20 protein-coding genes are annotated in these 19,048 nt (G+C 66.1%); 16 read left to right on the top strand and 4 right to left on the bottom strand.

Going from position 1 to position 19,048, the window contains the following annotated elements:
- Nucleotides 1-70: 70 nt before the first annotated feature.
- Nucleotides 71-559, bottom strand: a complete 489-nt coding sequence (locus A5634_RS24930) for an inorganic diphosphatase (protein ID WP_065146723.1) — start codon at nucleotides 557-559, stop codon at nucleotides 71-73.
- A gap of 100 nt (nucleotides 560-659) precedes the next feature.
- On the opposite strand from A5634_RS24930, the gene dacB reads away from it, so the two are divergent.
- The 8 genes from dacB to A5634_RS24890 all read left to right on the top strand — a co-directional run bounded on the left by dacB (nucleotide 660) and on the right by A5634_RS24890 (nucleotide 8,831).
- Nucleotides 660-2,048 carry a D-alanyl-D-alanine carboxypeptidase/D-alanyl-D-alanine endopeptidase gene (dacB, locus tag A5634_RS24925; RefSeq protein ID WP_155769718.1) on the top strand — a complete coding sequence of 463 codons (1,389 nt, stop codon included), beginning with the start codon at nucleotides 660-662 and terminating at the stop codon, nucleotides 2,046-2,048.
- Nucleotides 2,045-3,088, top strand: coding sequence for a zinc-dependent metalloprotease (locus A5634_RS24920; RefSeq protein ID WP_065146722.1), 1,044 nt, complete (start codon nucleotides 2,045-2,047; stop codon nucleotides 3,086-3,088). The genes dacB and A5634_RS24920 overlap by 4 nt, the downstream gene beginning before the upstream one ends.
- A complete protein-coding gene (gene tilS / locus A5634_RS24915) occupies nucleotides 3,067-4,029 on the top strand; it encodes a tRNA lysidine(34) synthetase TilS (protein WP_065146700.1) in 963 nt (320 codons plus the stop codon). The genes A5634_RS24920 and tilS overlap by 22 nt, the downstream gene beginning before the upstream one ends.
- A gap of 8 nt (nucleotides 4,030-4,037) precedes the next feature.
- Nucleotides 4,038-4,643, top strand: coding sequence for a hypoxanthine phosphoribosyltransferase (hpt, locus tag A5634_RS24910; protein WP_065146699.1), 606 nt, complete (start codon nucleotides 4,038-4,040; stop codon nucleotides 4,641-4,643).
- 627 nt (nucleotides 4,644-5,270) lie between these two features.
- Entirely contained in the window at nucleotides 5,271-5,570 is a 300-nt protein-coding gene (locus A5634_RS24905; protein ID WP_065146721.1) for a PE family protein, read from the top strand.
- Between the two features lie 12 nt (nucleotides 5,571-5,582).
- Nucleotides 5,583-6,830, top strand: coding sequence for a PPE family protein (locus A5634_RS24900; RefSeq protein WP_065146698.1), 1,248 nt, complete (start codon nucleotides 5,583-5,585; stop codon nucleotides 6,828-6,830).
- Nucleotides 6,831-7,303: 473 nt separating this feature from the next.
- A complete protein-coding gene (locus A5634_RS24895) occupies nucleotides 7,304-7,603 on the top strand; it encodes a PE family protein (RefSeq protein WP_065146697.1) in 300 nt (99 codons plus the stop codon).
- A 13-nt stretch (nucleotides 7,604-7,616) separates the two neighbouring features.
- Nucleotides 7,617-8,831: a PPE family protein gene (locus A5634_RS24890; protein ID WP_065146720.1), complete on the top strand. Its 1,215-nt coding sequence runs from the start codon at nucleotides 7,617-7,619 to the stop codon at nucleotides 8,829-8,831.
- On the opposite strand, the gene A5634_RS24885 is transcribed toward A5634_RS24890, so the two are convergent.
- Genes A5634_RS24885 through A5634_RS24875 form a run of 3 tightly spaced genes read right to left on the bottom strand, consistent with a single transcriptional unit; the run spans nucleotide 8,832 to nucleotide 11,994 of the window.
- Nucleotides 8,832-9,845 carry a zinc-binding dehydrogenase gene (locus A5634_RS24885; RefSeq protein WP_065146696.1) on the bottom strand — a complete coding sequence of 338 codons (1,014 nt, stop codon included), beginning with the start codon at nucleotides 9,843-9,845 and terminating at the stop codon, nucleotides 8,832-8,834.
- A complete protein-coding gene (locus A5634_RS24880) occupies nucleotides 9,845-11,032 on the bottom strand; it encodes an LLM class flavin-dependent oxidoreductase (protein WP_155769717.1) in 1,188 nt (395 codons plus the stop codon). Before A5634_RS24880 ends, A5634_RS24885 begins: the two co-directional genes overlap by 1 nt.
- Nucleotides 11,029-11,994 carry an alpha/beta fold hydrolase gene (locus A5634_RS24875; protein WP_155769716.1) on the bottom strand — a complete coding sequence of 322 codons (966 nt, stop codon included), beginning with the start codon at nucleotides 11,992-11,994 and terminating at the stop codon, nucleotides 11,029-11,031. The genes A5634_RS24880 and A5634_RS24875 overlap by 4 nt, the downstream gene beginning before the upstream one ends.
- 83 nt (nucleotides 11,995-12,077) lie before the next feature.
- On the opposite strand from A5634_RS24875, the gene A5634_RS24870 reads away from it, so the two are divergent.
- From A5634_RS24870 to A5634_RS24835, 8 genes are all read left to right on the top strand, one after another.
- Entirely contained in the window at nucleotides 12,078-12,491 is a 414-nt protein-coding gene (locus tag A5634_RS24870) for a VOC family protein (RefSeq protein WP_065146694.1), read from the top strand.
- Between the two features lie 184 nt (nucleotides 12,492-12,675).
- Nucleotides 12,676-14,934: an ATP-dependent zinc metalloprotease FtsH gene (ftsH, locus tag A5634_RS24865; RefSeq protein ID WP_065146693.1), complete on the top strand. Its 2,259-nt coding sequence runs from the start codon at nucleotides 12,676-12,678 to the stop codon at nucleotides 14,932-14,934.
- A 14-nt stretch (nucleotides 14,935-14,948) separates the two neighbouring features.
- Entirely contained in the window at nucleotides 14,949-15,551 is a 603-nt protein-coding gene (gene folE / locus A5634_RS24860; RefSeq protein ID WP_065146692.1) for a GTP cyclohydrolase I FolE, read from the top strand.
- Nucleotides 15,548-16,384, top strand: a complete 837-nt coding sequence (folP, locus tag A5634_RS24855) for a dihydropteroate synthase (protein WP_216638760.1) — start codon at nucleotides 15,548-15,550, stop codon at nucleotides 16,382-16,384. The genes folE and folP overlap by 4 nt, the downstream gene beginning before the upstream one ends.
- The gene (gene folB, locus A5634_RS24850; protein ID WP_065146691.1) at nucleotides 16,377-16,778 is read left to right on the top strand and encodes a dihydroneopterin aldolase; all 402 of its coding nucleotides are present in this window, start codon (nucleotides 16,377-16,379) and stop codon (nucleotides 16,776-16,778) included. The genes folP and folB overlap by 8 nt, the downstream gene beginning before the upstream one ends.
- A gap of 49 nt (nucleotides 16,779-16,827) precedes the next feature.
- Nucleotides 16,828-17,328, top strand: coding sequence for a 2-amino-4-hydroxy-6-hydroxymethyldihydropteridine diphosphokinase (folK, locus tag A5634_RS24845; RefSeq protein ID WP_065146690.1), 501 nt, complete (start codon nucleotides 16,828-16,830; stop codon nucleotides 17,326-17,328).
- Nucleotides 17,328-17,807 (top strand): DUF3180 domain-containing protein, encoded by a 480-nt coding sequence (locus tag A5634_RS24840; RefSeq protein WP_065146689.1) that lies wholly within the window; start codon nucleotides 17,328-17,330, stop codon nucleotides 17,805-17,807. The genes folK and A5634_RS24840 overlap by 1 nt, the downstream gene beginning before the upstream one ends.
- Before the next feature lie 85 nt (nucleotides 17,808-17,892).
- Nucleotides 17,893-19,048: DUF6779 domain-containing protein (locus tag A5634_RS24835; RefSeq protein ID WP_065146688.1), on the top strand; the 1,156-nt coding region annotated here is incomplete at its 3' end.

Below are 19,048 nucleotides of genomic sequence, written 5' to 3'. Positions count from 1 at the left end.
AGGGTTGCAACGACTCGTTGAAGAGCCATTGGAAAAAGATGAAACACGCTGGCCAGCGCGTGTGTGCGGGTCAGTGTCCTTCGGTCCGGAAGCGCTGCACCGAGCGCTCCACCTCGGCCTCGGCCTCGGCCCGGCCGACCCAGTCGGCGGCCTTGACGAACTTGCCCGGCTCCAGGTCTTTGTAGTGCACGAAGAAGTGCTTGATCGCTTCCAGCTCGTGCTGCGGGACGTCGTCGATGTCCTGGATGTGGTCCCACCGGTTGTCGCCGGCGGGAACGCATAGCACCTTGTCGTCACCGCCGGCCTCGTCGACCATCCGGAACATCCCGACCGGCCGCACCTCGACCAGCACTCCCGGGAACAGCGGCTGCGGCAGCAGCACCAGCGCGTCCAGCGGGTCGCCGTCCTCACCCAAGGTGTCCTCGATGAACCCGTAGTCGGTCGGGTAGGCCATCGGGGTATAGAGGTAACGGTCCAGACGCACGCGGCCGGTCTCGTGATCGACCTCGTACTTGTTGCGCTGGCCCTTGGGGATTTCGATGGTGACGTCGAATTGCACGGCTACACAGTAGTCGAGCGGGTGCCGCGGCACTGCTTCGCGGCCGGTTCGGCAGAATGGGACACGAAAACAAGAGACCGAGACGATCGCGCAGGAATTCATGGGCCCCAAACGCTGGCGCAAGTCGACCCACGTGCTGGTCGGGTTGGCGGTGCTTGCGGTGGTGGCGGCTGTAGTGGCGGCCGCGGTGCTGTTCACCACGGGTGGGCATGGCACCAGCGGCGCGCGGTCAACCGTCCCCCCGCCCCGGCCGCCCACGGTCAAGGCGGCGGTCAGTCCGGCGGCAGAAAGCGCCGCCACCCCCAGCCCCGGGGGTGTGTCGGTGGCCCTGGCGGGCGTCGCGGCCGATCCCAATCTGGGCAGGTTGGGTGGCAGGATCACCGATGCGGCCACCGGCAAGGAACTGTGGCGTCAGCTCGATGACGTGCCGATGGTGCCGGCGTCGACCAACAAGATTCTGACGGCAGCGGCCGCGCTGCTGACTCTGGACCGTCAAGCCAGGATCAGCACCCGGGTGGTGGCCGCCGGCCAAGCCACCCAGGGACCGGTGATCTTGGTGGGTGCTGGCGATCCGACCCTGTCGGCGGCGCCGCCCGGCGTCGAGACCTGGTATCGGGGTGCGGCAAGGATCAATGACCTGGTCGAGCAGGTGCATCGCAGCGGTATGACGCCCACGGCCGTGCAGGTGGATATCTCCGCGTTCAGTGGCCCTACGTTGGCGCCGGGCTGGGACCCCGCCGACGTCGATAACGGCGACGTCGCGCCGATCGAGGCCGCGATGATCGACGCCGGGCGTATCCAGCCGACCACCGTCAACTCCCGGCGCTCCAAAACCCCGGCGCTGGACGCCGGACGTCAACTGGCCCTGGCTCTCGGACTGGACCCGGCGGCGGTCACCGTCGCGTCGGCACCATCGGGGGCGCGGCAATTGGCTGTCGTGCAGTCGGCGCCGCTGATCCAACGGCTGTCTCAGATGATGAACGCCTCGGACAACGTGATGGCCGAGTGCATCGGACGCGAGGTCGCGGCGGCCATCAACCGGCCGCAGAGCTTCACCGGCGCCGTTGACGCGGTGACAAGCCGGTTGAACACCGCGCACGTCGACACCGCCGGTGCCGCCCTGGCCGATTCCAGCGGCTTGTCGGTCAACGACCGCCTGACGGCTCGGACGCTCGACGGGGTGATGCAGGCCGCGGCCGGGCCGGATCAGCCGTCGTTGCGGGCGCTGCTGGATCTGCTGCCGATCGCGGGCGGCAGCGGAACCCTCGGTGAACGGTTCCTCGACCGGTCCACCGCCCAGGGGCCGGCCGGCTGGCTGCGAGCCAAGACCGGTTCGCTGACCGCGGTGAACTCGCTGGTCGGAGTGCTCACCGACGCCGACGGGCGGGTACTGACCTTCGCGTTCATCTCCAACGACGCCGGCCCCAACGGCCGCAACGCCCTCGACGCCCTGGCCACCAAGCTGTGGTTCTGCGGGTGTGTGACGTGACCGAATCCTCGGAGCTGACCATCGGTAACGCCGTCGACTGGGGGTTCGCGGCGACGGTAGGGGAGAAGTTGGCCCGCGGTGGTCCGGTCACCTCTGACTACACGCGGCGGCAGGTGATCGAGGAGTTGTCGCGCGCGGCCGAGCAGGCGGAGCCGCCGGTGCGCGACGTGACCGGCCTGATCACCGAGGGCGCCGTGCCGCCGGCCCGGCTCGTGAACCGGTCGGAGTGGATCCGGGCCGCGACCGAATCGATGCGGGCAATGACCAATGGCGGCGACAAGCCCCGCGGGTTGCTCACCGGCCGGCTGACCGGTGCCCAGACGGGAGCGGTGCTGGCATTCGTCTCGTCCGGCATTCTGGGCCAGTACGACCCGTTCGGCGGTCCTGACGCGGGGACGCTGCTGCTGGTCTACCCCAACGTGATTGCCGTCGAGCGGCAGCTAAAGGTCGATCCCTCCGATTTCCGGTTGTGGGTCTGCCTGCACGAAGTCACCCACCGGGTGCAGTTCACTGCCAACCCCTGGATCGCCGGTTACATGTCGAGTTCGCTGCAACTGTTGACTCAGGAACCCGCGGAGGACATTCGCGAGGTGGCCAGTCGGCTCGCCGACTTCGTCCGTAACCGGGGCTCATCCGATGATTCCAACGCTGAAGGGATATTGGGGCTGGTGCGCGCCGTACAGTCCGAGCCGCAACGCAAGGCGATGGATCAGTTGTTGGTGCTGGGCACGCTGCTCGAGGGTCACGCGGAGCATGTGATGGATGCGGTCGGACCGATGGTGGTGCCCTCGGTTGCCACCATCCGTCGCAAGTTCGACGAACGCCGCCAGCGCAAGCAACCGCCCCTGCAGCGCCTGCTGCGTGCCCTGTTGGGTTTCGACGCCAAACTCAGCCAGTACACCCGGGGCAAGGTGTTCGTCGACGAGGTGGTGGACCGGGTCGGCATGAAGCGCTTCAACACGATCTGGACGGGTCCCGAGACGTTGCCCTTGCCCGCCGAGATCGAACACCCGCAGCGATGGATCGACCGGGTGCTGTAGCCCAACTGCGCAGGGCGGTAAGCGAATTCGCGCAGACACAGCTGACCGATCGGGTTACCGGGTGGTGCGTCGCCCTGTCCGGAGGTCCGGATTCCCTGGCGCTGACCGCCGTCGCGGCAGGGCTGCGACCGACCACCGCGCTGATCGTGGATCACGGGCTGCAGCCGGAGTCGGCTGTGATCGCCGAAAACGCACGCACACAAGCTATTTCATTGGGTTGCGTGGATGCCAAGGTAATTCGCGTCGAGGTCGGTGCCGATGGGGGTCCGGAAGCGGCGGCGCGCGCTGCCCGCTACTCCGCACTGGCCGCGCACCGAGAGGGGCCGGTGTTGTTGGGGCACACGCTCGACGATCAGGCCGAGACGGTGCTGCTGGGATTGGGGCGCGGATCGGGGGCGCGGTCGATCGCCGGCATGCGCCCCTTCGACTCGCCGTGGGGCCGGCCGCTTTTGGCAGTTCGTCGGGACCTGACGCACGCTGCCTGCGCGGAATTGGGGTTGACGCCCTGGCAGGACCCGCACAACGCTGATCGCCGTTTCACCCGGGCTCGGTTGCGGGCTGAAGTGTTGCCGCTGCTCGAGGACGTGCTGGGTGGCGGAGTTGCCGAGGCGTTGGCGCGCACGGCGACAGCGCTGCGCGAGGACACCGAGCTGATCGACGCTCTGGCCGCCGACGCGCTGCCTGCGGCTGCGGTCGAGGCGGGGCTGGATACGCGTGCTCTGTCCGCGCTTGGGGGTCCGGTGCGGCGCCGGGTTATCCGCAGCTGGCTGTTGTCCGGGGGGGCGATTGGGCTGACCGACAAGCAGATCCGCGGCGTGGACGCGCTGATCACGGCGTGGCGTGGCCAGGGCGGGGTGGCGGTTGGATCGACTTTGCAGGGTCAGCGACTGATCGCGGGACGCCGTGACGGCGTGCTTAAGCTGCGCCAAGAGACGATTTGACGGCCGCGTTGATTCCTCACAGCCAGGCATGGCACGCTGTGGGCGTGACGGCCGAGCTGTACCCGGGGGACATCAAGTCGGTGCTGCTCACCCAGGAGCAGATCCAGGCCCGTATCGCCGAGCTCGGTCAGCAGATCGCCGATGATTACCGGGACTGTGCGGCCAGCACTGGACAAGACCTACTGCTGATCACCGTGCTCAAAGGTGCGGTGCTGTTCGTCACGGACCTGGCGCGCGCGATTCCATTGCCGACGCAGTTCGAGTTCATGGCAGTTAGTTCGTATGGATCGTCGACCTCGTCGTCGGGGGTGGTGCGCATCCTCAAAGACCTCGACCGCGACATTCACGACCGCGACGTGCTGATCGTCGAGGATGTGGTCGACTCAGGTCTCACTCTGTCCTGGCTGTTGCGCAACCTGACCAGCCGTCATCCACGTTCGTTGCAGGTCTGCACGTTGCTGCGCAAGCCGGACGCAGTGGGGGCGAACGTCGAAATCAGTTACGTCGGCTTCGACATCCCGAACGACTTCGTGGTCGGCTACGGCCTGGACTACGACGAGCGCTACCGCGACCTGTCCTACATCGGAACGCTGGATCCGCGGGTCTACCAGTAACCGGTCAGCAGGTCCGCGACAGGTTTCGTTAACCTTCTGTTCAATTGCTTGCGCGGCAGCGTATGGGGTGTTCGGGCAAAAGCGCAGCTCAGATATGACGCACTTGGAGTTCATCGCTACATCAGGCTTGGCCTGGGCTTGATTTGGGCTTGATTTCACCCTTGGTGGGTGCCTCGATCGCGCCGTGACCGGCGAAGGCGCTCGCGTTTCTTAGCGTTTCGGGGCTCGTCCTGCGGAGCGGGGATGCGCCGTACTTGCCTGAAAATTCCTGGTCGTCCCGGAAAATGGTTGTTATCCAGCACTTTTGCTACGCGTGCTGGCGATAACCGCTTTACCGGGTTCTATATCACACGGCGTTCGTATAAAGCCAGCTGCACAGCCGTTTTCATGTAAAACTCAAAATAGATTTGAAACAAATGTGATTCACATACTTCGTAAGGCTTGCTTACGGAAATGCATTAGCAAATGAATAATCACTAGCTCGCCAGTGAACAGGCTGTGCGAACACTGGGTGACGTAGTCCCGCTCCCCTAACGTGTCATTTGATCAATTCCACGTCCGATGACGACGAAGTCCTCGGACGCAGAAAGCTGCGGAAAACAGGCAATCATTGCAGGAGGAATGTTCATGTCGCTCGTTTATGCGGAGCCCGATGTTTTGGACAGTGCTGCGACGGAGTTGCAGTCAATCAATGCAGCCGTGGCGGCGGGACACGCGGCCGCGGCGACCCCGACCACCGGCGTGATTCCGGCCGCCTCGGATCTGGTGTCCCTGCTGACCGCGTCGCAGTTTGCCACGCACGCGAAGCTCTTCCAGGAGATCGGTGCCCAGACTGCGGCGATCCACACACAGATGGCGACAACGCTGGGACTGAACGCCGGGTCGTACGCCGCCGCCGAAGCTTCCAACGCCGCCAACATCGGCTAGCTGGAAACAACCATGGTGGATTTCGCTCAGTTGCCGCCGGAGATCAATTCGGCGCTGATGTATTCCGGCGCGGGCTCGGGACCGCTCTTGGCCGCCGCGGCCGCGTGGGAGGGGCTGGCCGCTGAGCTGCAAAGCGGTGCCGCGTCGTGGCTGACCGTGTTGAACACCCTGACCGACGGTCCATGGCAGGGCCCGTCGGCGGCGGCGATGGCCGGCGCGGTAGCGCCCCAGATCGCGTGGCTCAACAACGCCGCCGAACAGGCACAGCAGACCGCATCTCAAGCGGTCGCGGCAGCGAGCGCCTACGAGGCGGCTTTCGCCGCGACCGTCCCGCCGCCGGAAATCGCGGCCAATCGGGTGTTACTCGCCACCTTGCTGGCCACCAACTTCCTTGGCCAGAACACCGCGGCCATCGCGGCCACCGAGGCGCTGTACGGCGAAATGTGGGCACAGGACGCAGCGGCAATGTACGGCTATTCGGGTGCGTCGGCGCAGGCAGCGGCGTTGCCCCCGCTAACCCCGCAGTCGATTGCCGCCGCACTGGGGGCATGGAGTGCGCAGTCCAGCGCGGCCTTCAACGCATTCAACGCCGGTCTCAATCAGCAGGGCCTGTATGACATCCCAAAGGTGCTGCTTCGGATGGCCGGCTTGACCAACGAAAACCCGGCATTCGTGAACCCCCAGGCGATGCTTGGCCTGACGGGGACCGCGTGGAACCCCAACGGCGACGGAATCGTCCTGAACGGCATCATCGGTGACGTCATGGAGGGCCTCACCGGATCGCAGACGATCGACGGCAGCACCCCGTTCGACGCCTACATCAGGCTGGTTTCGCCGATGCGGCTCAGCACCACCGCGATGAAGGACATCGACGGTCTTTTCCACAGCGCTTTTCCTGCCTTCGGCAAGGCGGCCGAGGGTGCGGCGAAGGCCGCCGAAGGAGCAGCGGCTGCTGCTGCACCTACCTTCGGCAGCGGTTTCGGGAACGCGCTCGGCGGGATCACCGGTGCTGTCGGCAACGCGTCGAAGGTCGGGGCGGTTTCCGTTCCGGCCAGCTGGATCAGCACGCCGGCGGCCGCCCCAGTGAATGTGGCTCTCAATGGCATGGGCGCTGCGGCTGCCGCGGAGCCCGCGACGGCCGCGTTCGGGGGGTTGCCGGTGATGCCCGGCGCCGGTTCGGGGCGCAGTGTGGCGAACTTCGCCGCGCCGCGGTACGGGTTCAAACCCACGGTGGTGGTGCAACCGCCGTCGGGCGGGTAGCGCTCGCCGGTGGTGACAACACGAGCGGGCTGACAATCCACTAGGGACTAATAGCCATTCAATGGACGCCCATCCCCGATCCGGGGATGGGCGTTCACGCAATTAAAGCGTCAGGCGTATTTGCGCGGCCAGGGTAAAAGCGCTAAAACGAAAAATATTGCAATTGTTACCTATGGCAATAAATTCGCCGGACAAGGATTACAGCAAAGATATCCGCGGCGTATTAGCATCCCGAGGCGGATCACTCTAGGTCATCTACCGGTGCCGCGGGGATATTCAGGCCAAATTCATAGAAAGCGGCATCTTAGCAGGAAAGCCGCTTGGTGAAATGAATTGTTGTTAACCCACCAGTGAACAAGCTGTGTGAAGGGTGGGTTGCGCTCGAATGGCTGCCTAATGTGGCGGAGGATGCGCGTCGGTGAGGTAACTGATCACTGAAAACACCGATGCACCGCCTTGAGGGAGGGAAATACATGTCGCTCGTGATCGCTCGCCCGGAAATCGTGGCTGGCGTGGCCGGGGAACTGCAGTCCATCAACGCCTTGGCCCGATCGGGAGATGAACTCGCCGCAGCACCGACAACGGGGGTGGTTCCGGCCGCCGCTGACGTGGTGTCGCAGCTGACCGCCGCCCAATTCGCCGCACACGCCCGCCTGTACCAGGTGATCAGCCAGCAGGCCGCGTTGGTGCAGGACCAATTGGCCACCACACTTGCCGTCACCGCGGGTTCGTACGCGGACACCGAGGCCGCCAACGCCGCCAACATCGGCTAGGCGAGGAGTCGTAATAGTGGATTTCGCTCTACTACCGCCCGAAGTCAACTCCACGTTGATGTATTCCGGACCGGGTGCAGGGTCGATGCTGGCCGCAGCTTCGGCATGGGAATCGCTGGCCGCCGAGCTCAACAGCACGGCGGGGTCCTACCGTTCCCTGTTGTCCGGCCTGGCCGCTGGCCCGTGGATGGGACCTGCCGCCGCGGCCATGTCGGCGGCGGCCGCTCCGCACCTGGCTTGGCTGAGCAACACAGCGCTGCTGGCCGAACAAGCTGGCGCCCAAGCCTCCGCCGCGGCAGGTGCCTACGAGGCGGCGTTCACCGGCACGGTCCCCCCGGCCGTGGTTGCGGCGAACCGCGCCCTACTGGCGCAGCTCGTGGCGACCAACATCTTCGGCCAGAACACTCCGGCGATCGCAGTGGTCGAAGCCGACTACGCCGAAATGTGGGCGCAGGATGCCGGCGTGATGTACAGCTATGCCGGTTCCTCGGCGGCGGCGACGGCATTGACGCCGTTCACGCCGCCGAAGTCGGCGACGACACCAACCGCGTTGGCCGGCCAGGCCGCCGCGGTCTCCCAGGCCGTCAGCAGCACCGCCGCGGCCGACGTGCCTCAACTGCAGCAGCTGATATCCAATCTGCCCAACACGCTCGGGGGTATGGCCGCGTTCAACCCCGCAACCGCGCTGGGTGTGGAGTTCACCGGCGACGCGCTGACCTTCGATGGCCCGCTCGGCGACATCTTGGACGCGTTGACGGGATCGTCGACCCTTGATGCCGGCACCGGCATCAATGCGTTCATCAGGTTGATCTCGCCCACCCGTCTGTTCGCGACCACTTTCCGGGATGTCACCGGTCTGGGTCAGACCTTCTTCCCCGCGGCCGGTCATGCCGCCAAGGAAGCCGCTAAGGCGCTCGAGGCGCTGCCGCACAGCTTCAACTTCTCGGGGCTGGGTGGCGCCTCCGGATTGGGCGGGATCGGTAAGGCTGCACAGATCGGTGGGCTCTCGGTACCGAACGCGTGGGCGTCGGCGACTCCTGGGATCGGGCGCATGGCAACGTTGCCGCTTGCCACGCCCGGGGCCGTCGCTGAAGCTGCCGCACCCAGTCAGCACATGTTGGGCGGCATGCCGCTCACCGGCGGGGCGGGACGCGGTCTGGGTGCAGCCGCCGCGCCTCGCTACGGATTCCACCCGACCGTGATGACACGCCCGCCGTTCGCGGGGTAGCTAGGGCGTAACCAGGATCTTGCAGTGCCGCTCCGGGTCTGCCAGGTCCTCGAAGGCCGCGCCCACTGCGTCCAGGCCTACCTCGCCGGTGATCATCGGTGCCACATCGATGTCGCCTTCGGCGATGGCGCGCAACGAGTCGGCGAACTCCTCTGGTGTGTAGGCATTCACGAACTGCACGTTGATTTCCTTGGCGATGCCGAAGAACGGATGCACGGTGTCGGCCTGCATGCACACCCCGGCCACCACGAGGCGCGTGCCGTTGCGGGCCCGTTGCAGCACGTCGTCGATGATCCCCGGCACCCCGACCGCCTCGAACACCACGCCGGCCTTGGCCACGTCGAACGGCGAGCCCTGGGCCGGATCGACGGTCTGGTGCGCCCCCATCTTGGTAGCGAGTTCACGCCGCTTTGATGAAAAATCCGACGCCACAATGGTTTCGACGCCACGAACGCGAAGTGCGGCAATTATTGCCAGGCCGATCGGCCCGCAGCCGATCACCAGCGCGGTTTCGGCAACTCCGATCCCGGACTTGTTCACCGCGTGCAAACCCACCGCCATGGGTTCGACCAGTGCCGCGTGTCTGACGTCGAGCCCATTGGGCAGCGGCAAGAGTAACGGCGCCGAAAGCAGCATCCGTTCCGCATAGCCGCCCAGTGTGGTGTTGCTGAAGACAATCGGTTCGATGCCCTTGGCGGACAACACAACCGGAATCGAGGTGACCAGCGTGCCCGGCGCGTGGGTGTCGGTGTCGGGTCCGGCCTCGATGACCTCGGCGCTGAATTCGTGCCCCATGAAGACGTCACTGTTCAGGTCGAGGTCCATACCGCCGCGGTCACGGGCCAACCTATTGCTCAGCTCCACCACCTCGGCACCGTGTGCCGCGAAATGCAGGTCCGAACCGCAGATTCCGCAGCACCGCACCGCAACCAGCACCTGTCCCGGCCCCGGAACCGGCTCGGGCACGTCGTCCCGATAGATCATCCGTCCGTCGCGCAGCACCGATGCTCGCATCAGTTACCCGACCCATCCTGCTCGGCCACATGCTGGGTGATCGCCTGTACGACCGCTTGACCGGCCCGGCCGATCAACTCCTCGCGTTTGTCCTTGGCCCACTCGTGCGATGCCCGGGGGGCTTCGAGTTGACCCTTGAAGTACGGAATCACCTTGCGCGCGAACAGGTCATAAGAATGGAACGTCGCTTGCGGTGACGCCCAGTCGTGGCCCAACAGCAGCAGCGTCCCGAAGCCGCCCGAACGTTCCAGCAGATCCTCGATGTGGGCGATCGCGTCCTCGGGGGTGCCGATACAGCAATTGCCCTGGGCCGCATAGTCTGTGACGAACTCTCGCGGAGACTGCGCGCCTTCTACCGTGTTGGCCAGCGGCACGAACCCGGCCGCTCCGAAGTACTTCGCGAAATCCAGCAAACCATAGGTGCAGTCGTCGATCGCCTGGTCACGGGTGTCGGCGATGTGCATGATGCTCAGCACCCGCCAGTCGGAACGCTGCGGCTGTTCCCGCCCCACTTTCGCGGCCTGCTCGCACACCACATCCCAGGTGTTCTCCAGCGCCGCATAACCACCTGGCACCGACATCGACAACGACAGCAACGACGTGCCCAGCGCACCGGCCAGCCGCGGCCCGGACGGTGAAATCATTGCAGCAGTGGATATCTCGGGATAAGGCCAGGTGTACGGGCGGATGTGCAACTGGGCATCGCGCAAGGTGAACCATTCGGTGTGACGGTCGATGCGCTCGTCGGGCGCGGCGCGGAAGAGGGCCAGTATCGCCTCGAGAGACTCCTGCATCATCCGGCGCTGGTCGATCGGATCGATTCCCATCATGTAGGCGTCCGACGGCAACGCGCCCGGTCCAGTGCCGAACATCACCCGACCCCGGGTCAGGTGGTCCAGCAACACCCAGCGGTCGGCCACCATCAGCGGGTGATGGTAGGGCAGTGACACCACGCCGGTGCCCAGTCGGATGTGCTTGGTGCGTTCGGCGGCGGCCGCGATGAACACTTCCGGGCAGGCGATCAATTCGTAACCGCCGGAATGATGTTCGCCGAACCAAGCCTCGTCGTAGCCCAGGCGATCCAGCGCGACGACCCGATCCATGTCGTATTCCAGTGCCACCGTTGGGGATTGGCCGGTGGGATGAAACGGTGTAATGAAGACGCCGAATCGCATTGGGGCACTCACCATTGGACTCCTTCGAGGAATTCGAGCAAAGCGGAGTTCACTTCATCGGGCCGTTCTTGCTGTAACCAATGTCCGGCGCCGTCGATCATCAACTCGCGGTACGGCCCGCTCACTACCTCTGCGGCCCGGTCGGCCCGGGTGAACGTCAAGACGGGATCTGCTGAGCCGCCGACGAACAGGCAAGGCACCGTGATCTTGATCCCGTCCAGGTCCGCGCTGGTTTCCCAGTTGCGGTCCATATTGCGGTACCAATTCAGTCCGCCGGTAAAGCCGGTGCGCGTGAATTCCCGGATGTAGTGGTCTAATTCGTCCTGAGTGAGCCAGTCAGGCAGGCCGTCAGGCTCGGCGAGTCGCTCGATGAACCCTTCCGGCCCCGGGGCCAGCATCCGCAGCGCTGCCTCCTGGTCGCTGGGAAGCTGCAGGCTGCCCATCATCCGGCGCATGGTCCTGGCGGGGTCGGCGTTGAGTTCGGCGTCGGCGACGCCCGGTTCCTGGAAGTAGAGGATGTAGAAGAAGTTCTCGCCGAATGTGCGGCGCAGTGCCACCGTCACCGGGCGCTTAGCCCGGGGGACCGGGGGGACGCTCAATGCGGCAACCGCCGCGACCCGGTCAGGGTGCAGCAGCGGTGCATTCCACACCACCATCGCGCCCCAGTCGTGACCGATCCACACCGCCCGCTCGGCGCCGACGTCGTCGAGCAAACCCACCAGATCGCCCGTCAAGTGGTGCATGTCGTAGGCCTCGATCGCCTTCGGCTGTGACGACCCGCCGTAACCGCGCTGATCGGGCGCCAGCACGTGATATCCGGCATCGGCCAGGGCCGGGATCTGGTGGCGCCAGGAGTAGGCCAGTTCCGGGAATCCGTGACACAGCAACACCACGGGCGCGCCGCGATCGCCGGCCTCGACCACCCGCAACTGCACACCGTTGGTGTCAACTAACCGTTCGGTAGATAGGCCCACCGTCTCACCAAATCACAACCGAATCGGGCTGAGAAGGGTGTACGGGTAGATATCGCGGGACGGGGCGCGCATCATGGTGAGCCATGCGTCTGGACCACGTAGTGCTGTGGACGAACGAACCCCGGGTGGCGATGGATTTCTACACCAGGGTGGTTGGGCTGGAGCCGGTCAGGTTCGACGAGTACGAGGCCGGTGATGCGCCGTTTCCCAGCGTGCGGGTGTCTGGTGACTCCATCATTGATCTGATGCGGACCGAAGGGGCGTCTGCTACTGAGGCGATGACCAAAGTCGCGGGCAGCGCGGGCCACCGGATCAACCACGTCTGCCTCGCGATGACCAAGGACGAGTACGACGCGTTGGACCGGCGCCTACAGGCCGAGGGTGTGGACACCAGTGCACGGCTCAACCACAGCTTCGGCGCCCAGGGGTGGGCGCCGCAGGGCTATTACTTCGCTGATCCGGACGGCAACGTGGTCGAGGCGCGCTACTACGAGTAGTTCCTTCTCGCCGAACGTGAAGCTGGCCGCACGCTCGGCGACCGGGTTGGCCGGCGACCGCGCGCGGCAGGGCCCAGCCGGGTAGTGGGAACTGCCAAGACATCGGGGTAGTTGGTATAGCGGTAACCTGGACATTTCCAGCTGCGTTTATCGGGAAGGACCTGGCCGGATCGGCCGATGATTGATGAACCGTAAAAGCGTGATCCGCACCATCACGGCGGTCGCCGTCCTGGTGCTGCTCGGCTGGTCGTTCTTTTATTTCAGCGACGACACCCGCGGCTACAAGCCCGTCGACACTTCGGTGGCGATGGCCCAGATCAACAGCGACAACGTCAAGAGCGCGCAGATCGACGACCGCGAACAGCAACTCCGGCTGACCCTGAAAAAGGGCAACAACGACACCGAGAACTCCGACAAGGTCATCACCAAGTACCCAACCGGGTACGGCGTGGACCTGTTCAATGCCCTCACTGCCAAGAACGCCAAGGTCAGCACTGTAGTCAACGAAGGCAGCCTGATCGGCGAGCTGCTCGTCTACGTCCTGCCGCTGTTGCTGCTGGTGGGCCTGTTCGTGATGTTCTCGCGCATGCAGGGCGGCGCCCGGATGGGGTTCGGGTTCGGCAAGTCGCGCGCCAAACAGTTGTCCAAGGACATGCCCAAGACCACGTTCGCCGACGTCGCCGGCGTCGACGAGGCGGTCGAGGAACTCTACGAGATCAAGGACTTCCTGCAGAATCCCAGCAGGTACCAGGCGCTCGGCGCCAAGATCCCCAAAGGCGTGCTGCTCTACGGGCCGCCAGGCACCGGTAAGACGTTGCTGGCCCGCGCCGTAGCCGGTGAAGCCGGTGTGCCGTTCTTCACCATCTCGGGCTCTGACTTCGTCGAGATGTTCGTCGGCGTGGGCGCCTCCCGCGTCCGGGACCTGTTCGAGCAGGCCAAACAGAACAGCCCGTGCATCATCTTCGTCGACGAGATCGACGCGGTCGGCCGGCAAAGAGGTGCCGGGCTCGGTGGTGGCCATGACGAGCGGGAACAGACCCTCAACCAGCTGCTCGTCGAGATGGACGGCTTCGGTGACCGGGCCGGCGTGATTCTCATTGCCGCCACCAACCGGCCCGACATCCTCGACCCGGCCCTGCTGCGCCCGGGACGCTTCGACCGGCAGATCCCGGTGTCCAACCCCGACCTCGCGGGCCGTCGGGCCGTGCTGCGGGTGCACTCCAAGGGCAAGCCGATCTCCGAGGACGCCGACCTCGACGGGTTGGCCAAGCGGACCGTCGGCATGACCGGCGCCGACCTGGCCAACGTCGTCAACGAGGCGGCCCTGCTCACTGCCCGGGAGAACGGCACCATCATCACCGGTCCCGCGCTGGAAGAAGCCGTCGACCGCGTGATCGGCGGGCCCCGCCGCAAGGGCCGGATCATCAGCGAGCACGAGAAGAAGATCACCGCCTACCACGAGGGCGGGCACACCCTGGCGGCCTGGGCCATGCCGGATATCGACCCGGTCTACAAGGTCACGATCCTGGCCCGCGGACGCACCGGCGGTCACGCGGTGGCCGTCCCCGAGGAAGACAAAGGGCTGCGCACCCGCTCGGAGATGATCGCCCAGCTGGTGTTCGCGATGGGTGGCCGCGCGGCCGAGGAATTGGTATTCCGCGAGCCGACCACGGGTGCGGTGTCTGACATCGAACAGGCCACCAAGGTCGCCCGGGCGATGGTCACCGAATATGGCATGAGCGCTCGGCTGGGGGCGGTGAAATACGGCACCGAGCAGGGCGACCCGTTCCTGGGCCGTTCGATGGGGACCCAGTCGGACTACTCGCACGAGGTGGCCGGCGCCATCGACGAAGAGGTGCGCAAGCTGATCGAGGCGGCGCACACCGAAGCCTGGGAGATCCTCACCGAATACCGGGACGTGCTGGACACCCTGGCCGGGGAACTGCTGGAAAAGGAGACGCTGCATCGCCCCGAACTCGAGGCGATCTTCGGCGACGTCGAGAAGCGCCCCCGCCTGACCATGTTCGACGACTTCGGAGGCCGGATCCCGTCGGACAAGCCGCCGATCAAGACGCCCGGCGAGCTGGCGATCGAACGTGGCGAGCCCTGGCCGCAGCCACTGCCCGAGCCGGCCTTCAAGGTCGCCATCGCCAAGGCATCGAAGGCCGCGGAGGAGGCCGCCGAGAAGGCCGCCGACACACCCGGCAACTCCACCGGCAAGGGCGGAAATGGATCCCAAGCCGCCAACGGTTCGCACGGTCCGACTCAACCCGACTACGGGGCCCCTGCCGGATGGCATGCACCGGGCTGGCCCCCGCCGTCATCGAGTCGCCCTCAATCCGCACCGAGTTATCCCGGACCGGATAGCGACGCGTCTGAGCCCGATGAGTCTGATCAGCGTGACAAGGATGTGACTCGGTCCAACCCGCCGGCGCACGGCTGAATGACGGAGGCTCGATGACCCAGCTGGATTCCAGAGATACCTTCGTGCGCCCATTCGACCAGGACCGAGCGGAGGCCGCCGTACGGGAGCTGCTGATCGCGCTCGGCGAAGACCCGGACCGAAATGGCTTGCGGGACACGCCGGCTCGCGTGGTCCGAGCCTATCGGGAGATTTTCGCCGGCCTCTACACCGATCCGGCTTCGGTGCTCGACACTATGTTCGACGAGGACCACAACGAACTGGTGCTGATCAAAGAGATTCCGATGTACTCCACCTGTGAACACCACCTGGTGTCCTTCCACGGAGTGGCACACGTCGGCTACATCCCCGGTGAAGACGGCAGGGTCACCGGTCTGTCGAAAATCGCTCGGCTGGTTGATCTTTACGCCAAGCGCCCGCAGGTGCAGGAGCGCCTCACCAGTCAGATCGCCGACGCGCTGGTAAGACGGCTGAACCCGCGCGGCGTGATGGTGGTGATCGAGGCCGAGCATCTGTGCATGGCGATGCGCGGCGTCCGCAAACCCGGCGCCATCACGACGACGTCAGCGGTGCGCGGCCAGTTCAAGTCCGACCCCGCCTCTCGAGCCGAAGCGCTCGATCTCATTCTGCGTAAGTGAGTTTCGCGCCCATGCAGGTGATGGGGGTGCTCAACGTCACGGACGACTCCTTCTCCGACGGGGGGCGTTACCTCGACGTCCGCGGCGCTATCGAACAGGGCCTGGCGCTGGCCGCCGAGGGTGCGAACATCGTCGACGTCGGGGGTGAATCGACCCGGCCCGGCGCCGTTCGGGTAGACCCCGACATCGAGACCGCACGCGTGGTCCCGGTAATCAAAGAGCTTGCTGCCCAAGGGATCACGATCAGCATCGACACCATGCACGCCCGGGTGGCGCAAGCGGCGCTGGACAATGGCGCGCAGATCGTCAACGACGTGTCCGGGGGCCGGGCCGACCCGGCCATGGCGCCACTGGTGGCCGGCGCCGGAGTTCCGTGGGTGCTGATGCATTGGCGTCCGGTATCGGCAACCTGTCCGCACCAGGTACCCGACTACCGTGACGTGGTTGCCGAGGTGCGCAACGACCTGCTCGCCTCTGTTGACGACGCGGTTTCCGCGGGTGTGGACCCAGCCAAGCTGTTGATCGACCCGGGACTGGGATTTGCCAAGACCGGAGAACACAATTGGGCGCTGCTGCACGGTTTGCCGGAGTTGGTGGCCACCGGGTTGCCGGTATTGCTGGGTGCTTCGCGCAAGCGGTTCCTGGGTACGTTGCTGGCCGGACCCGATGGCACCCCACGTCCGCCGGCCGGGCGTGAGACGGCAACGGCAGTACTGTCCGCGCTCGCGTCGTCGCACGGCGTCTGGGGGGTACGGGTGCACGACGTGCGCGCGACGGTTGACGCCCTTAAGGTCGCCAAAGCGTGGGCTGAAGGGACCGCAGGCGATGGCTGACCGAATTGAATTGCGCGGCTTGAAAGTTCGCGGTCATCACGGTGTCTTCGACCATGAGCGAGCCGACGGCCAGGACTTCGTCGTCGACATCACCGTGTGGATCGACCTGGCTCAAGCCGCCGCCAGCGATGAGCTGGCCGACACCTACGACTACGGCGAACTGGCGCAGTTGGCGGCCGACATCGTCGGGGGCACACCCAGAAATCTGATCGAGACGGTCGGCGCCAACATCGCCGATCAAGTGATCACCGACCCGCGGGTGCACGCCGTCGAGGTGACCGTGCACAAGCCCCATGCCCCTATTCCGCACGGCTTCGACGACGTGGCGGTGGTGACCCGGCGATCGCGGCGCGGTGGTCGCGGTTCGGTGATCCCCGCGGGCGGAGCGGTATGACGCGCGTCGGCGACGATGCAGAGCGAAGCGATGCGGAGGAGCGGCGCTTGTGACCCGAGTGGTGCTTTCCATCGGCTCCAATCTGGGCGACCGACTCGCCCGGCTGCAGTCGGTCGTCGTGGGCCTGCACGACGCACTGGTGGCGGTGTCCCCGGTATACGAGACCGACCCGTGGGGTGGCGTGGAACAGGAGCCGTTCCTCAACGCGGTGGTGATTGCCGACGACGACGGCCGCGACGCGCACGCCTGGTTGCGGCTGGCGCACACCTTCGAGCAGGCGGCGGAACGCACCCGCTCGGAGCGTTGGGGCCCGCGCACCCTCGACGTGGACCTGATCGCCCTCTCTGACGCGCACGGCGAGGTGAGCCTGGACGACGACGACCTGACGTTGCCGCACCCGCGGGCAGCGCTGCGGGCGTTCGTCCTGGTGCCGTGGCTGGACGTCGACCCTGCCGCCGAACTCGGCAAGCCAGTGCGGCAGTTGCTGGCCGAACTGGACCCCGCCGAGCGCGCCGGCGTGCGCCCGACCGCGCTGACATTGGGAACCTGATGGGGCCCACCCGAAAGCGCGATCTGACCGTTGTGGTGTTCGGCGCAGCGGTGGTCGGTTACCTGCTGGTCACCGCGTTGTACCGGTGGTTTCCGCCGATCACGGTGTGGAGCGGAGCCTCGCTGCTGGTGGTCGCCGTCGCCGAAGGACTCTGGGCCCGCAACGTGCGCACCAAGATCAACGACGGCGAGATTGGCGACGGGCCTGGCTGGCTGCATCCGCTGGCCGTGGCACGCAGTCTGATCGTGGCCAAGGCGTCGGCCTGGGTGGGCGCGTTGGTGCTGGGTTGGTGGCTCGGAGTGCTGGTGTACTTCCTGCCGCGACGCTCGTGGATGCGCGCAGCCGCTGAGGACACCTCAGGGGCGGTGGTGGCCGCGCTTTGCGCGCTGGCGTTGGTCGCCGCGGCGCTGTGGCTCCAGCATTGCTGCAAGTCACCGCCGCAGGACCCGGCTGAGCGCGGTGAGGGTGCCGAGACCTAGTTCAGCGGTTCTGCGGCAAGTCGGGGTGAGAATCGCCGGACAGGCGCGACACGCCAAATGACCTCGCCCGGTACAGTCAGGGGCCATGACCGTTCTGTCCCGCGGCGCCCGGGTCCGGCGCGGCGGCCGCAGGCCGGGGTGGGTGCTCTTGACGACGTTGCTGGTACTGGCAATCGGGGCCAGTTCCGCACTGGTTTTCACCGATCGCGTGGAACTTCTCAAGCTCGCTGTGATCCTGGCGCTGTGGGCCGCCGTCGCCGGAGCTTTCGTGTCGGTGCTCTACCGTCGGCAAGCCGAGGCGGACGAGGCTCGGGCGCGGGACATGAAGCTGGTGTACGACCTGCAGCTGGATCGCGAAATATCGGCACGCCGCGAGTACGAGCTGACGGTGGAGTCGCAGCTGCGTCGTGAGCTGGCCGCTGAGATACATGCGCAGGCCGCCGACGAAATCGCGGCGTTGCGCGCTGAACTGCATTCGCTGCGCAGCCACCTCGAAATACTGTTCGACGCCGACCTCGAGCAACGTCCGGCGCTCGAGACACCCGTGCGGGACGGCGCTCGCGCGTTGACCGATCGGGCTTCCGGGCGCAATAGCGGCGTTAATGGCGAGAGTCCGCCCGCCGACTGGGTCACCAGTGATCGAGTTACTGCGGTGCGCCAGGACGAACGCCAGGACGAAGAGGTCACCGCCCAGGCCGCGGCACGTGAAGAGGACGCGGCGATCATCGACGTGCCGGAGGAGCCGTTATTGCCGCCTCGGCCACCGGCGCCGGTCCGTGACTACATTCCGGCGTCCCCGGCGTCCCCGGCGTCCCCGGCGTCCCCTGCTGCACCGGCGGCCCCTGCGGCGCCGCAACCTGAGCCGCCGTTCCAACCTCGGCACCGGCCCGAGACCCCGCCGGCCCCTCCCGCCGCGGCGCCACCCCAGCCCGCGCAACCACAATTCCAGCCCTATTCACCACCGCCTCCACCGCAGCAGCCGGCGGCATGGCGTCCGGTCGCCGCCGAGGGACAGTGGCTGCCGCCGGGCGCACCCGGCAGTCATTGGGCCCCGAGCGCCCCTGTCCCGGCCGAACCGGGCGGACGGCGGCGGCGTTCCCGGCATACCGAATCCGACGACTGGACACCCGACCTGACGTCGCAAAACGAGGCGGTCCAGTACGGGGGCCGCCACGGCGTCATCGGAAATGGTCCGGATGAAGTCACCGCGCCAATACCATTGCAGCCCTTTGGGATACAGC

This window comes from Mycobacterium asiaticum (assembly GCF_001673365.1).
GTDB lineage: Bacteria > Actinomycetota > Actinomycetes > Mycobacteriales > Mycobacteriaceae > Mycobacterium > Mycobacterium asiaticum_A.
Note: the sequence above shows the minus strand (reverse complement) of the source record. Positions and strands in the feature narration are given on the sequence as shown.